General features: G+C 63.5%; 17 protein-coding genes and 1 tRNA gene. 6 read left to right on the top strand and 12 right to left on the bottom strand.

Going from position 1 to position 12,981, the window contains the following annotated elements:
- The first annotated feature begins 339 nt into the window (after nt 1-339).
- Nucleotides 340-1,248 (top strand): sulfite exporter TauE/SafE family protein, encoded by a 909-nt coding sequence (locus P6U30_RS19820; RefSeq protein WP_407164633.1) that lies wholly within the window; start codon nt 340-342, stop codon nt 1,246-1,248.
- 12 nt (nt 1,249-1,260) lie between these two features.
- Here the strand turns inward: P6U30_RS19820 and P6U30_RS19815 are convergent, their stop codons facing one another.
- On the bottom strand, nt 1,261-2,493 hold the full coding sequence (locus tag P6U30_RS19815) for a Zn-dependent hydrolase (RefSeq protein ID WP_407164632.1): 1,233 nt from the start codon (nt 2,491-2,493) through the stop codon (nt 1,261-1,263).
- A gap of 128 nt (nt 2,494-2,621) precedes the next feature.
- On the opposite strand from P6U30_RS19815, the gene P6U30_RS19810 reads away from it, so the two are divergent.
- The 3 genes from P6U30_RS19810 (at nt 2,622) to P6U30_RS19800 (ending at nt 3,475) form a co-directional block, all read left to right on the top strand.
- On the top strand, nt 2,622-2,972 hold the full coding sequence (locus tag P6U30_RS19810) for a hypothetical protein (RefSeq protein WP_407164631.1): 351 nt from the start codon (nt 2,622-2,624) through the stop codon (nt 2,970-2,972).
- A gap of 83 nt (nt 2,973-3,055) precedes the next feature.
- Nucleotides 3,056-3,202 (top strand): hypothetical protein, encoded by a 147-nt coding sequence (locus P6U30_RS19805; protein ID WP_407146409.1) that lies wholly within the window; start codon nt 3,056-3,058, stop codon nt 3,200-3,202.
- A gap of 198 nt (nt 3,203-3,400) precedes the next feature.
- Nucleotides 3,401-3,475, top strand: a tRNA-Glu gene (locus tag P6U30_RS19800).
- A gap of 23 nt (nt 3,476-3,498) precedes the next feature.
- Here P6U30_RS19800 and P6U30_RS19795 read toward each other — a convergent pair.
- The 7 genes from P6U30_RS19795 to P6U30_RS19765 all read right to left on the bottom strand — a co-directional run bounded on the left by P6U30_RS19795 (nt 3,499) and on the right by P6U30_RS19765 (nt 10,363).
- On the bottom strand, nt 3,499-3,825 hold the full coding sequence (locus P6U30_RS19795; protein WP_407164630.1) for a hypothetical protein: 327 nt from the start codon (nt 3,823-3,825) through the stop codon (nt 3,499-3,501).
- Nucleotides 3,826-4,103: 278 nt separating this feature from the next.
- Nucleotides 4,104-5,357, bottom strand: a complete 1,254-nt coding sequence (locus tag P6U30_RS19790) for an arsenic transporter (protein ID WP_407164629.1) — start codon at nt 5,355-5,357, stop codon at nt 4,104-4,106.
- 29 nt (nt 5,358-5,386) lie between these two features.
- Nucleotides 5,387-6,673 (bottom strand): MFS transporter, encoded by a 1,287-nt coding sequence (locus P6U30_RS19785; protein ID WP_407164628.1) that lies wholly within the window; start codon nt 6,671-6,673, stop codon nt 5,387-5,389.
- 51 nt (nt 6,674-6,724) lie between these two features.
- Entirely contained in the window at nt 6,725-7,345 is a 621-nt protein-coding gene (locus tag P6U30_RS19780) for a hypothetical protein (protein ID WP_407164627.1), read from the bottom strand.
- Between the two features lie 43 nt (nt 7,346-7,388).
- The gene (locus P6U30_RS19775) at nt 7,389-7,535 is read right to left on the bottom strand and encodes a hypothetical protein (RefSeq protein ID WP_407164626.1); all 147 of its coding nucleotides are present in this window, start codon (nt 7,533-7,535) and stop codon (nt 7,389-7,391) included.
- Between the two features lie 24 nt (nt 7,536-7,559).
- Nucleotides 7,560-8,924 (bottom strand): sigma-54-dependent transcriptional regulator, encoded by a 1,365-nt coding sequence (locus P6U30_RS19770; RefSeq protein ID WP_407164625.1) that lies wholly within the window; start codon nt 8,922-8,924, stop codon nt 7,560-7,562.
- A complete protein-coding gene (locus tag P6U30_RS19765) occupies nt 8,909-10,363 on the bottom strand; it encodes a sensor histidine kinase (RefSeq protein WP_407164624.1) in 1,455 nt (484 codons plus the stop codon). Before P6U30_RS19765 ends, P6U30_RS19770 begins: the two co-directional genes overlap by 16 nt.
- Before the next feature lie 215 nt (nt 10,364-10,578).
- Between P6U30_RS19765 and P6U30_RS19760 the strand changes: the two genes are divergently transcribed.
- Together P6U30_RS19760 and P6U30_RS19755 are read left to right on the top strand one after the other, a co-directional pair.
- Nucleotides 10,579-10,833, top strand: coding sequence for a PilZ domain-containing protein (locus tag P6U30_RS19760; RefSeq protein WP_407164623.1), 255 nt, complete (start codon nt 10,579-10,581; stop codon nt 10,831-10,833).
- A 31-nt stretch (nt 10,834-10,864) separates the two neighbouring features.
- Nucleotides 10,865-11,110 carry a hypothetical protein gene (locus tag P6U30_RS19755; RefSeq protein WP_407164622.1) on the top strand — a complete coding sequence of 82 codons (246 nt, stop codon included), beginning with the start codon at nt 10,865-10,867 and terminating at the stop codon, nt 11,108-11,110.
- Between the two features lie 14 nt (nt 11,111-11,124).
- Here P6U30_RS19755 and P6U30_RS19750 read toward each other — a convergent pair whose 3' ends face one another.
- The 4 genes from P6U30_RS19750 to P6U30_RS19735 all read right to left on the bottom strand — a co-directional run bounded on the left by P6U30_RS19750 (nt 11,125) and on the right by P6U30_RS19735 (nt 12,937).
- Nucleotides 11,125-11,769 (bottom strand): glutathione S-transferase family protein, encoded by a 645-nt coding sequence (locus P6U30_RS19750; RefSeq protein ID WP_407164621.1) that lies wholly within the window; start codon nt 11,767-11,769, stop codon nt 11,125-11,127.
- A gap of 148 nt (nt 11,770-11,917) precedes the next feature.
- Nucleotides 11,918-12,130, bottom strand: a complete 213-nt coding sequence (locus P6U30_RS19745) for a hypothetical protein (protein WP_407164620.1) — start codon at nt 12,128-12,130, stop codon at nt 11,918-11,920.
- Between the two features lie 3 nt (nt 12,131-12,133).
- On the bottom strand, nt 12,134-12,586 hold the full coding sequence (locus P6U30_RS19740; RefSeq protein WP_407146395.1) for a VOC family protein: 453 nt from the start codon (nt 12,584-12,586) through the stop codon (nt 12,134-12,136).
- Between the two features lie 177 nt (nt 12,587-12,763).
- A complete protein-coding gene (locus P6U30_RS19735) occupies nt 12,764-12,937 on the bottom strand; it encodes a hypothetical protein (protein ID WP_407164619.1) in 174 nt (57 codons plus the stop codon).
- Nucleotides 12,938-12,981: the final 44 nt, after the last annotated feature.

Raw genomic sequence — 12,981 nt, 5'->3', positions numbered from 1 at the left:
TCGTCGCGTTGGCCGGGGCTCACAGCATGACACCACGTGGCTGTGGAACGAGACGCTAGGGCCGAACTGTTTCGCATTCGATTTCGTCGCGCTGAATTTCGCAAACCGCGTGGGCGAGGCGAAGTGCGGCGTGTCGCACCCAGACGATGGTTTGCAATCGACAATGGCCGTCAGGCCAACTTGCTCGGCAGAGAGACCGACACCATGACGATATCACCGCTCCACAAACCGCGGCGAGCCTCTTACCCGCCACGGGTCCAAGTTTCGGCGCCGCGCCGCTTTCGTTGCGCTATAATGCCGCCGAAACACCGACTGTCGCCGATACGGTAAACGCCAAAGATGCCTTCGATTGATGCTGCTGTGATCGTTCTTGCCGTGATCGCTCTGCTTGCGGCCTTCGTGAACGGTGCGCTTGGTTACGGATTTTCGTCGCTTACCGTGCCGGTCGCACTCGTCTTCTACACCAATCGCGTCCTCAATCCTGCCGTCGTTCTCGTCGAGGTCTTCGTCAATCTATACGTTCTGTGCATCAATCTGAGCGGCGTTCCGGCGGTCTGGAGGCGCGTGCTGCCCATTCTCATCGGCATGCTGCCTGGCATTGCAATCGGCGCCTTTGCTCTGACTTCGCTGCAACCCGGCTGGACCAAATTCGCCACCTACTCGATTATCCTGCCCCTCATCCTGCTGCAGGCAGCCGGTTGGCGGAAGCCGATCCAGTCGAAATGGCTCGTCGGTTTGCCCTTTGGAACGACGCTCGGGATCCTGTATTCGGTCACGACCATCTCGGGACCGCCGCTGGCAATTCTGTTCAACAACCAGGGCCTCGTCAAAGATGAGTTTCGCGCCGGGCTCGCGCTGGTCCGGGTGGCAGAGTCCAGTCTGACTGCGATCGCGTATTACAGGCTCGGCCTGTTCATCGAGGAAAGCCGGAGCATCCTGTTTGTGATCGTGCCCTGCGTTCTCGTCGGCATACCGCTCGGCGCCTATCTCATTCGACGGCTGGATGCCGAGACGTTTCGCCGGATATGCATGAGCTTCGACGGATGGGTCGTGGGATTCGGTCTGTCTCGTGTCTTGATCGAACTGAACCTGATGACAAGTCCGTGGGCTTACAGCGTCATGGCGGGCACGATCCTGATCGATGCCTATTTACTGTACGTCTTCTTCACTGTGCGAAGAGGGACCGTAACGTGGTCGCAAGCGTTGGCTTCGCTGAGATCTGGCCACCGAGGCGGCGGTCGGAGCTGAGAGCCACGACTGTCAGGCGGTTAACAGGCGCCGGCAGGCTTCGACGAACACTTCGGCGCCCGTGATGATGTCGGCGTCCTCGGTATTTTCGCTCCAGTGATGGCTGATGCCGCCGATCGACGGCACGAAGAGTATGGCGGCCGGCATGATCGTGGCGAGAATCTGCGCGTCGTGCCCGGCACCGCTCGGCATCCGGATCGACCGGCCGCTGGCGAAGGTCGCAGCGGCGGCTTCGATCGCGTCCTGAAACGCCTCGTTCATCATCGCCGGTGCGCCCGTTCTGATGCGCTCAACCTCGACGCTGCAACGGCCTTGCGCGCTGACGTCGGCCGCCATACGGCGCAGATGCTCTTCCAGGCGCGCGATCACCGCGGGATCGTCGTCGCGGATCTGAAACAGCATCTCGGCGCGCCCCGGAATGATGCTCGGCGCGCCGGGATCCAGCGTGATGCGGCCCGTGGTCCAGACCGTGCGCGGTCCGCATAAGCCAGGGAAGCGGTCGTCGATGGCGACGCAGAACCTTGCGAGCGCAAGGCCGGCGTCCCTGCGGATCGCCATCCGCGTGGTGCCGGCATGGTTCTGCTCGCCGGTGAATGTGATCCGGTACTGCCAAATCCCGACGATGGAGGTGACGACGCCGATCCTGAGCCCACCGCTCTCGAGCCTGTCGCCTTGCTCGATGTGCGCCTCGAGATAGCCGATATGGCGGCGGGGCTCTGCCTGCAAGCGCGGGCGGCCCGAGAGCCCTGCATCATGCAAGGCCTGGCGCATCGTGCGATCGGTGCTGCGGTCGCGTGCGGCATCGATCTCGGCTTCGCTCACAGCGCCGACATAGGATCGGCTGCCGAGGAAATGCCCGAAATGTCCTTCCTCGTCGCACCAGGCCGCGACCTCGACGGCGCCCTCTATCCCCGGATCGGCGTTGATGACGCGCGCTGCCTCGAGTGCGTAGATCACGCCGAGCGGGCCATCGAGCCAGCCCGCATGGTTCTGGCTCTCGAGATGCGAACCGGCCAGCAGCTTCGAGCCAGTCTTCGCGCTCGTGCCGAGAAAATTGCCGATGCCGTCGATCGTTGCGGTGAGGCCAGCCTCGGGCAGCCGCTGCGCGAGCCAGTGCAGCGAGCGGACATGCGGTTCCGAAAGCGTCGGCTTGTGCACGCCGGTCTTGTAGGCGCCGATCGCCCGAAGCGCGTTGAGGTCGGCGAGCACACGCCCGCCATCGAAGCGACGGTTGATCTCAGCCATGATCGGGCTCCTTTTTCCTGCGCGCCTCAATGCGGTCTTCGTTTGATGTGACGATCGATCGATACGGCAAACGATTTCTTAGCGGTTCTGCTTTTAGGTCACAGTACGAATAGCGTGAGAGTTCGATCATGTCTTCAATCCGGAACTGGGTCGGCAAGGCCGCAGTGTTGCTTCTGCCGATCGCACTCGGTGCCTGCGCGCAATATGCGCAATACGGCATGACGACCACGGCACCGTCAGGGACGGGGCCGCTGGCCTGGGACGGTGCCGGACGGGATCCGAACCTGCCGCCGCCACAGCGGCAGGCACGGAATGCGTCGGCCACCGTTGCACAATCGAGGGACGACCAACAGACCGCGGCTGCGGATGATGACGATCGGCTCGCACGCAAGCTCGTGATCTGCAGCACTTGCATCAAGCCGGCAGCGCCACAGCCGAGCGACCGTCAGGACGTGGCCAGCATCGCTAATCAGCGATAGCGCGAGATGCGCTGCCTGACCGCAATGCCGGCCATGCCCTGCAGGCCTTAGTTAGGCCACGATGTCGTTCGATGCGCAGGCCCATGACGTATGGAAGAGCCATCATTCCCGCAATCGTTGTCGCGCTTGCCGTGGCCGTTCTGATTCATGCCGGCACGCGGGCGCACGCGCACGCGCCGCCGCATTGCGGCTTCTGGACCTCGATCGAGGCCGGATTGTCCTGCAGGTGAGGTGGATCGGCCTGCGCCCGGCGGGCGGTCTGCGCGAAGCCCGCAGGCTGTCGGCCATGTCAGGCTCCCGGGAAAAGATCCTCTAGGTGCTTGCCCGTCCGGCCAATCGCCACTATACGTTCGCCCGTCGCAGCCGGTGACCGGTAGCGACCGGTCCGGCGCTTCTGACGTATAACGTATTGATTCGCCGGGAGTTTTGCTCCCTTCGTCTATCGGTCAGGACGCCACCCTTTCACGGTGGAGAGAGCGGTTCGATTCCGCTAGGGAGCGCCACTTCCTTGGGCTGTGCGCCTTTTTTACTCCCTCAGTTCGCTCAGGCCCGATGTCTCGTGATCGAATGCCAGGACACCGCCACCGATCTGCATTCGCGATCCCACCGGGACGACACGGGCGGCAATGGGGGCCCAGGGCCTCAAGCTTTGGGTTGCGCTGCGCTCGCTGATCAGGACCGGCTCGCCGCCGCGGATGAGGTCACGCGCCAGAAACGAGGTGCCGCGGACAATGTCGCTGACTTCATAAGGGCTCATCACCGAATGTCGCAGCCCGGCCATGTAGGTGCGCACCGACGCAGATTCCTTCCAGCCGCGCCGCTTCAGATAGTCGTCGATTGCGTTTTTCGCCATCCTCGAACTCACGAGTCAGGAAGTCTTCGAAAGCGCAGGTCCACACGGTGGTCATGAACAGGTCTTCGCCGACGGTCGAGACGATATCATCGATCGCAAGGCCGACTTCGTCGCACGCTTGCATGAGACGAATTCAATCATGTAGGAGTTCACTCTGAGTGGCGCGCCACGTCGCGCTTTTCCACACGAATCCGCGATTTCCTGCGATTTCATTCGCCGGCTAGCAGCCAAAAACGCTGGCACATCACGCGAATAGATGGTCTGCGCGCGATTCCCGCTCAATAGATCGCTGCAGCGAGCGCCGCCAGTAGCGCTGGCGGCGTCACCAGCACACCAATTTTCAGGAAACGCCAGGCGGTGACGTCGATGTTTTCCCGGCGCAGCGCCACCAGCCACAGGATCGTTGCAAGCGATCCGGTCACGGAAAGGTTCGGTCCTAGATCGACGCCGATCAGGATCGCGCTCAGGACCCGCGCGGGGAGGTGATCGTTGGCCGCGACTGCGCCTGCCACGAGGCCCACCGGAAGGTTGTTGGCGACGTTGTCGGCGATCGCCGTGACAATTCCAGCGCCCCAGGCGGCTTGTGTCGGTGATTTCTCGAGTCCTGCTTGCAGAAACGCGGCGAGCTGGCCGACTGCGCCGGTCTTCACCAGCGCTTCCACCATCACGAACAATCCCGCGACCAATGGCAACACGCTCCAGGAAATGCCTCCAAGCACCGGCCACGGCGACTGGCGGCCGAGCCCAAATACGGCCGTAGCCATGACAAGTGCGCAAACAAACGTCGGCAATCCCAGTTGCACATCGAGTGCCGACGCGGTCAGCAGCACCAAGCCAAGCGTGGTGATGCCGATTGCGGCGAGCCGGCCGTCGCGGCCGAGCTTGGGATGCGGCACGAACCTTGCGAGGCTTTCTTCAGCGAGTGCGCGGCGCTGGGTCAGGCGAAGCACGAAATAGGTCACCACAATCGCGGCGACCGAAGGCACCGCGAACTGGCGCAGCCATTCGAACAGATGCGGCATGCGCTCGCCGAACACCACGAGATTGGCGGGATTGGAGATCGGGAGCACGAAACTCGCGGCATTGGCGATGAACGCGCAAACAAGCAGATAGGGCAGGGGACTTGCGCCGGCGGCGCGGGTTGCCGCGTAGACCGCAGGCGTCAGCACGATGGCGGTCGCGTCATTGGAGAGGAAGACTGTCACGAGAATGCCGACGGCATAGACGAGCAGAAATAAACGCTGCGGCGAGCCGCGGGCATGTTCGACCGCAAATGCGGCCATGTAGTCAAACAGGCCCGCGTATCTCGCAAGCTCGGCGGCAAGCATCATACCGGTCAGGAAGAAGTAGACATCGAGACCCTTGGCGACACCATGCAGTGCTTCGCTCACGGACAGGAAATTGCAGACCACCAGCGCGACGGCGCCCGCGACTGCCCAGACGGCTTCGGGCAAGCGAAACGGCCGGACGATGACTCCGGCGGTGGCCGGGACAATGATGCTCCAGGTCAGAAGCGCTTCGTGCGATGGCATCGTCGTCGTCTCCAAGAGAAAGCCGAAAATCATTCCGCGGCGATACCGGCGGTCGATGGGCTCGTCCTAGTCATTCGTTCCGTCTCCGAACCGGAATGCGCACGCGTCTCCGGGAGCGCAAGCCAGCAAACGGCAAGACCAACAGCCGCGATCGCGCCGAGCGCGAGGAAGGCTGCGCTATAGCCCGCGTTCACGACGACGAGGCCCGCGAGCGTCGTGGAGAGCGCCGCGCCTATGCTTTGCGCCGTGATGACCGCGCCTTGCGCGACGTTGAAGCGCCCGGTGTTGCGCATGAGGTCGGCAACGATCACTGGTAGGATCGCGCCAAAGATGCCGGCACCGACGCCATCGAGAAGCTGCACGCCGACGAGCCAGGCCTGGTTGTCCGACAGCGTATAGAGCGCACCGCGAACAGGCAGGATGAGCAGCGCGGCAAGGAAGAAGCGTTTGTGCCCCCAGCGATCGGCCCGCGCCCCAACCAGCATCGCCATTGGCACCATCACGATTTGGGCCGCAACGATGCAGGCGGCCATCATGCTGGTGCCGAGGTTCTTATCCTGCTGCGCAAGCTTTTGTCCAACGAGCGGCAGCATCGCCGCATTCGAGAGATGAAACAGCGTTACGCAGACCGAAAAGAGCAGGAGCGGGCGGCACGTCAGGACAATGCCGAGGCCTGACGGCTGCTCGCGGACACCGTCCGGGTTTCTCCGATGCTCGTGCAGCCCACGCGCTAGGTCATGGTCGATCGCATCTTCAGGGATCGCCAGCACGCTGATGAGGCTCGCGATCGTCATGACGCCAAGCACATAGAACACGGCCTGGGGGCCGAAGAAGTAGGCCGCGCCGCCCGCTATTGCTGCAGCGGAGGCGTTCCCGGCGTGGTTGAAGCTCTCGTTGCGGCCGACGCGGGCGGCAAACGCGCGATGACCCGTAACGCCGAGCGAAACAGCGGCGATGGTCGGCGGAAAGATCACGCCCGCCGCGTGCCCAATGCTTTGCGACACTGCAACCGGCCAGAAGCCTGTGCAGAGAGGCAAAATCAGCGAGGCGCAGGTGACGACCAGCGCTGCGCAGACCATGACCAGCCGCTTTGCCCTGGTCGCATCGACCAGCGCGCCAGCCGGTGTCTGTGCAATAATGCCGGCAAAGCCGGCAATCGACATGGCGACGCCGATGCTGGCTCCGTCCCATTTCTGCTCGGTCAGGAGATAGACGGCGAGATAGGGCCCGAGCCCGTCCCGCACATCGGCGAGGAAGAAATTGGCGGCATCGAGGGCGAGGTTGGCACGTCGCCTCGATCTTGAATCGCTGGACATGTTCGGCCTCGACCCTTGACGTGATTCCGCCAATTCCTTTTGAACGCGATTTCAGGCGTGCGCGGAGCGATCGTGCTTGGCCTCTGCCTCGTGCTTGAGTTTCGGCTTTGCCTGCTTGATCGGACGGAGATCATGGCTGCTGGCTCCGATCTCCTTGGCGTGCACGACGCGGCCATGTTCGGTGTCGAGGCCGTCGCCGGTCACGGCGATCTTGGCGTTCGGCGCAAGCAGCGCGGCAACCTGTTCGGCCTCCTTGGGCCCGATACGGATCACAGTGCCGTCAGCGAGCAGCGCGCCGCGAAGTTCGCCTTTCGGACCGAACAGCGACAGTCGCACCGTTCCCTCGGCCGGCATCTTCTTCTTTTCGAGCTTGGGATGTTCGCGCTCGTGCTGGGGCCCCTGATCGATGATGCCCGCTCCGTTCGCCGCGGTGATTGCGACCGCTGCGATGAGATCGGCCTTGCGCGGCCGGACGCCGCGGACCGAGACCGCTTCGCCAGCCCTCACGTGGCGGACGAGCTCAGGCTCCATGTGCGGTGGCGTGTGGACGAGGACGGGCGCCTGCATCGCCCCGTTCATGACAAAGCCGTCGACCTCTCCGTGCGGGTTGAGAACGAAGCGTTCGACGGTGCCTTTTGCTTCGGGCAAACAGTTCGGATCAATCCAGTGCATCGTAGTCTCCTCTTCGTCTTGGTTGTGACATTCGCTCTCGGCCTCAGCCGCGCGGCGGCAGCGCGTTGTCGGCGATACTGCTGCCGGTTGCGACGTTGGTGACGACGCGGCGTCGATCGAACGGCGACGTGACCGCCGCTGCGAAAGCTTCAGCAACGAGCGTGCCAAAGCCGAAGTGCTTGTTTGTCAAGGAGTTGGCGGGAGGAAACGTCGTTCAATCGTCGTCTTTTCCGACGCGAGGTGTCGGGATTTCTGACGAATCACCGCCGATCAGGCCGTAACGCTGCATCTTGGTGTAGAGGAGCTGCCGGTTGATGTTGAGGCGCCGCGCCGCCTCGGTGCGGTTCCCGCCGCAGGCGTCGAGCGCTTTGCGGATCATCGCTTCCTCGAGCTGCGCCACAGCCGCGGGCAGATCGCGCTCCGGAGGCGCGCTCGGAATTGGACGATTTTCCCCGGCGGCGGTGTCGATATCGTCGGCCTCAATGGTGTGGCTTCGGGTCAGGACACAGGCCCGCTCGATGACGTTGCGCAATTGCCTGACATTGCCGGGCCAGTTGTAATGCGTGAGCTTGTCGATCGCGCCGCGACCGAGCTGCTTGATGTGGGGTCCAGACGCAGCCCACGAAAGGAAATGCTCGGCGAGCGGCACGATATCGGACGGCCGCTCGCGCAGCGGCGGGATCGCGATCGGAACTACGTTGAGACGGTAGTAGAGGTCTTCGCGGAATTCGCCGACCGCCACGAGCTTTGGCAGGTCGCGGTGAGTTGCGGTCACGACCCGCGCCGTGGTGAGGATCGGCTTGCCGCCGACCGGCGTGATCATCCGCTCCTGCAACACGCGCAGGATCTTTGCCTGCATCGCAAGCGGCATGTCACCGATCTCGTCGAGAAATAGCGTGCCGCGGTCGGCATCGCGAAAGGCGCCAGTGCGGTCGCTGGTCGCACCCGTGAACGATCCCTTCACATGGCCGAAGAGTTCGCTCTCGAGCAGGTCCGGCGGGATTGCGGCGCAGTTGACCGCGATGAATGGGTCGTCCTTGCGCTGGCTATGCACATGCAGCGCGCGCGCCACCAGCTCTTTGCCCGTGCCGGTTTCGCCGAGAATGAGAACCGTCGACTGGCTGTCACCGGCAAGGCCGATCGCTTTCTGCACACGCCGCATGCCTTCGCTCGATCCGATCAGGGTATCGAGGCTGCCCTTGCCCGTAGTGTTGATCGGCCGCCGCCGCGACGGCAGGCGCTCCATCAGGGTTCTCAGTTCCTCGCGTCCGATGGGTTTCGTAAGGTGATCGAAGGCGCCGAGCCGCATGGCCTCGATGGTATTCTCTGCGCTTGCAAAGGCGGTGAGCACCACCACGGCGGGCGGGCTCTCCTGCGATCGCATACGGCGCAGCACCTCGATGCCATCCATCCCCGGCATCTTGAGATCGAGCAGCACTGCGTCCACCTCGTCGGATAGTGCGGCGAGACCTTCGCGCCCCGATGAGGCCGTTTGCGGTGTGTGGCCGAGGTCGCTCAATGCCTCCGCGAGACCTTCGCGAAGCGCCGGGTCATCATCGACAATCAGGACGTTTGCCATGGCACCTCGATCTCAAACCTCGCGCCGTGCTCAGTGTGCGCAAGACGAGCTTCTCCGTGGTGAGCACGCGCGATCTCACGCACGATGGCAAGGCCGAGTCCCGTTCCCTCGGCGCGCGCGGTGGCGAACGGCTCGAACAGCCGCTCGCGCATCTCCTCGCTCACCCCTGCGCCGGTGTCGGTTACCGAAAGCAACAAGTTGTCGTGTTGCCGCAGGGCGTCCACCACAACGCGCCCCCCCGCCGGCGTGTTCTGGATGGCATTGAGGATCAGGTTGTCGAGAGCGCGCTGCATCTGGGAGGGATCAAAGCGAGGCAACGGATCGTTCGGCGCGGTGGTTCCCGTCTCAAGCGACAGGCCGTTGGCCGCTGCCAATTCCCGGTGCGGTTCGATCGTGCTGTCCAGAAATGACGCAAGCTCGACCTCCGTTGACTTGAGTTCGCCGGCCTGGGTCATTTGCAGCAAATTGCGGAGCAACGTATCGAGCCGCGCGACCTGCTGAAGGATCGCCTGCAGCGCGGTGGTCTTGCGCGCCTCGTCGCTCGCGGCGAGCGCGTTTTCCGCCTTGAGCCGCATAGCCGCGATCGGATTGCGTATCTCGTGTGCAAGTCCCGCCGACAGCCGCCCGACGGCGGCAAGGCGCTCGGCTGTACTTGCGCGATGCCGCTCCAGCGCAAGCCGTTCGCCTGTCTGGTTCAACGCGTCAACCAGCCGGTCGAGCTCCTGCTCGCCGGTACGCGGAAGTTTTGGAAGGTCGACCGACCCGAATTCGCTCTTACCCAGTGCTTTCTCCAGCACCGCAATCTTCCGCGACCATGACAGCAGCACCCGCGCGAGCCAGATCGCCGAGCCGAAGATGGTAAGTGCAAGCACAAGCAGCCCGCTCAGCAATTGCGTGTAGGCCGGCCCCTCCGCAGTGAAGGCGCGTGTCATCGTCCAGGCGGTGGCGCCCTGCAGGGGACCGCGGAGCGGGCAGGCGTGCACGAGCAGGACTTGCGAGCGCGCCGGCTGCTGCCGGCCCGCCGGCTGGCCGGAACGTACCGCTTCGGCATTGACGTCACGGATCGTGTTCAGCTCTGCGGCGGGAAGATCCGTCTTCGGACCGGTACCCTCATAGGAAGGGAAGGCGTAGGCCAGAGAGCCCGAACCGGCCTGCCAGATGCCTCCCTCGACGCCGATGGCGCTGGAGAGCGCGACCTGAACCAGGCTCGTAAGTTCCTGCTTCAGCCGGTCGTCAATCGGCCCGCCGGTCCAACCGGAGACGAGGAATTGGTAACGGTCGGCGATGTCCCGGCAGGCTCGCGCCACCAGCTCCTCTGAGCGCGCAACGCGTGCGTTCGCCGTCTGCTGGAAGGACTCGAACAGGAGGTAGGCCGTTGCCGCTCCCGATATGACCAGCATGATCCAGAGCGCCAGCAGTCGCGACCAAAGAGATCGCATCGAGGTTCTCGCGAAATGAAATTGCTCTTCAGCTTATACGTGAACGGATTCGGCGCAATCGAAAATCCCTGCAAATTCATGGGATTGTCACCGCCATTGATCGGCGGGAGCGCTGCCGCGGGCCACCGGTACTTCGATCGCTGCAATCCGCGGCGATTTCGCAATCGATTGTCAAGCAACCGGGATTAGGGCTGGGCTTCGGGGATGATGCGATAATGTTCGGGACCAAAAAGCGCGACGCGCGCAAATCGCTGCGCCGGCCCGGTTGGGTCACCCTTGAAGGTGGGTTTGCCGCGCGGCCCTGTCTCGTCGAGGATATGTCGTCGTCGGGTGCAAAGATCACGGTCCAAGACAGCAACACGCTGCCGACGAGGCTGCGGCTGGCGTTCTCGCGCGACGCCCGCACCGGGCGGGCCTGCGAAGTGGTCTGGCAGGACGGCAAGACGTTCGGCGTCAAATTCGTCAGCTAGCCTGGACCGGCTGCACGCGATAAAAGGCCGAATGCTGAAAACATGCCTCGTCATCACCGCTGTGCTGCTTCCGGCGGCCGCGCTCGCGCAGCAGGGCAGCGGGCAGAAGTTTCAAACGCCGCCTGATGCCTGGAAGACGCTGCCGTCGAAACGCTCGGCGCGAAGCAATCCCTGCGCATCGTTCGGGCCGGGCTTCGTCAAGCTGGAAGGCAGCGACACCTGCGTGAAGCTCGGTGGCGGCATCAGCGTGGGCGGCGGAATGTCGACCGGGCGTTGAGTGACTTTCGTCTGCTAAGACATCGGCGGTGCGACGAAACGGAGGAAGCCCGGCCGTTGCCCGAGTTCGCCGAACCAGCGCTCGAGGTTGGGCAGCCTCGGCTTGACGACGCCTTCGACGCCGAGCCAGCGCCGCGCAAAAGTGCCGATCGCGATGTCGGCGATCGTGAACTGGTCGCCCTCGATGAAGCGGCGGCTCGCGAGCTGGGCCTCGACGACCTGCCACACCACGCCCTCGGCATCGACGTCTTTTTGGATCTGCACCATGTCGCGCTTTTCCGGCGGCGTGCGCACCAGCGCCCAGAACACCGGCCGGTCGACCGGCTGCACCGTCGACAACGTCCAGTCGAGCCAACGGTCGACTGAGGCGCGCGCCTTTGGCGCGTGCGGATAAATTGGCGAGCCCTGACCGTGGGCCATGCAGAGATAGCGCATCACCGAATTGGATTCCCACAGCACATAGTCGCCGTCGACCAGCGTCGGGATACGACCATTCGGGTTCATCGCGAGGTATTCGGGCTGATCGTTCTTGCCGAACTGCATGCCGGCGTCGATGCGCTGATAGAGCAGGTCGAGCTCGGCGAGGCACCACAGGACTTTCTGCACGTTGACCGAATTGGCCCGGCCCCAGATCGTCAGTTGCGGCTTGCTGTCGGTCACGCGTTCTCTCCCGCGGTTGTGCTCGGCCCGTGTTCTTAGCGCAGTCGTCTACGAAAAGCGCTCGATGAATTGTATTAGGAGCAATAAATCGACACCTCGCTGCGCAGAGGCAGGGTCTCATGTACAAGGCGCGGTCGCGCGTGTGTTTTCAGGATGGTGGAAGCTCGGAAAGTGAGAGCCCGATCCTGAATAATGAGTAGCCGTCGCGATCGACGGCTTCGCGCACCTCGGGATTGACGTCGTCAGCGCGTCGCGTGCGCGTCAGCCACTCGCCTTCACTTGTCGCGGACGGAAAGGACGCGTCCGCCTTCACCGCCAGGCGGTAGGCGGGATGGCGGACGTGCACGTGGAATTTGTACAAGGCTTACCAGTGGCCGGTGTTCGGCATCGACGTCCAGGGCTCCGCCGGCGGCTTCGGATCGCCCTTTTGCAGGAGCTCGATCGAGTGCAGGTCGGGCGAGCGCACGAACGCCATGTTGCCGTCGCGCGGCGGACGGTTGATGGTGACGCCCATCTTCATCAGCCTCTCGCAGGTCGCATAGATGTCGTCGACCTCGTAGGCGAGGTGACCGAAATAACGGTCCTCGCCATATTTCTCCTCATCCCAATTGTAGGTGAGTTCGACCAATGGCGCGCCGCGAGTCTGGGGCAGCGCCTTGAGCAAATGCACGTCCTCGGGCGCGCAAAGGAACACCAGTGTGAAACGCCCCTTGTCGTTGTCGATGCGGCGGACTTCCGTCAGCCCCAAGGCGTCCTGATAGAACTTGAGCGCCGTATCGAGGTTGCGGACGCGCAGCATGGTGTGAAGATAGCGCATGGTTGGGGCTCCCTGGATTTCCGGAGACGGTTCTGGTTGGATGGTTCGCGCCCTCAATAGCAGCAAAACGCTTGCTGCGGCAGGGCGCTATCCAGCCGGTCCGGCATGCGCGCGGTCACGATTTGGAAAGGCCGCCACGCCTCGACACGGGCCGACAGGTGCCGAGGCTGCGGCAGATTACGCCTTGATGTCGAGGATGGTCTCCACGGCGTCGCGGTCGGCCTTGTTCTTGGCGGCGAACACGTCCAGCACGTCCTCGCTGACAATGCGGGGCTCGGCCTTCGCGGTCTGGTCGGCGACGAGCTGCACTCTGGCTCGTGTCACTTCGGCAGGCACCGGATAGATGAGCATGACTTTCCTCCGGCCCGACCTTGCCAGCGCGCTCTTAACGATTT

The sequence above is a fragment of the Bradyrhizobium sp. ORS 111 genome, assembly GCF_045571485.1.
Lineage (GTDB): Bacteria > Pseudomonadota > Alphaproteobacteria > Rhizobiales > Xanthobacteraceae > Bradyrhizobium.
This window is presented reverse-complemented; position numbering and strand designations above follow the sequence as displayed.

What these genes read in the sequence shown, in the direction of transcription:
- P6U30_RS19820 (WP_407164633.1), top strand. Translation starts at nt 340, where the DNA reads ATGCCTTCGATTGATGCTGCTGTGATCGTTCTTGCCGTGATCGCTCTG.
- P6U30_RS19815 (WP_407164632.1), bottom strand. Translation starts at nt 2,493, where the DNA reads ATGGCTGAGATCAACCGTCGCTTCGATGGCGGGCGTGTGCTCGCCGAC.
- P6U30_RS19810 (WP_407164631.1), top strand. Translation starts at nt 2,622, where the DNA reads ATGTCTTCAATCCGGAACTGGGTCGGCAAGGCCGCAGTGTTGCTTCTG.
- P6U30_RS19805 (WP_407146409.1), top strand. Translation starts at nt 3,056, where the DNA reads ATGACGTATGGAAGAGCCATCATTCCCGCAATCGTTGTCGCGCTTGCC.
- P6U30_RS19795 (WP_407164630.1), bottom strand. Translation starts at nt 3,825, where the DNA reads ATGGCGAAAAACGCAATCGACGACTATCTGAAGCGGCGCGGCTGGAAG.
- P6U30_RS19790 (WP_407164629.1), bottom strand. Translation starts at nt 5,357, where the DNA reads ATGCCATCGCACGAAGCGCTTCTGACCTGGAGCATCATTGTCCCGGCC.
- P6U30_RS19785 (WP_407164628.1), bottom strand. Translation starts at nt 6,673, where the DNA reads ATGTCCAGCGATTCAAGATCGAGGCGACGTGCCAACCTCGCCCTCGAT.
- P6U30_RS19780 (WP_407164627.1), bottom strand. Translation starts at nt 7,345, where the DNA reads ATGCACTGGATTGATCCGAACTGTTTGCCCGAAGCAAAAGGCACCGTC.
- P6U30_RS19770 (WP_407164625.1), bottom strand. Translation starts at nt 8,924, where the DNA reads ATGGCAAACGTCCTGATTGTCGATGATGACCCGGCGCTTCGCGAAGGT.
- P6U30_RS19765 (WP_407164624.1), bottom strand. Translation starts at nt 10,363, where the DNA reads ATGCGATCTCTTTGGTCGCGACTGCTGGCGCTCTGGATCATGCTGGTC.
- P6U30_RS19760 (WP_407164623.1), top strand. Translation starts at nt 10,579, where the DNA reads ATGTTCGGGACCAAAAAGCGCGACGCGCGCAAATCGCTGCGCCGGCCC.
- P6U30_RS19755 (WP_407164622.1), top strand. Translation starts at nt 10,865, where the DNA reads ATGCTGAAAACATGCCTCGTCATCACCGCTGTGCTGCTTCCGGCGGCC.
- P6U30_RS19740 (WP_407146395.1), bottom strand. Translation starts at nt 12,586, where the DNA reads ATGCGCTATCTTCACACCATGCTGCGCGTCCGCAACCTCGATACGGCG.
- P6U30_RS19735 (WP_407164619.1), bottom strand. Translation starts at nt 12,937, where the DNA reads ATGCTCATCTATCCGGTGCCTGCCGAAGTGACACGAGCCAGAGTGCAG.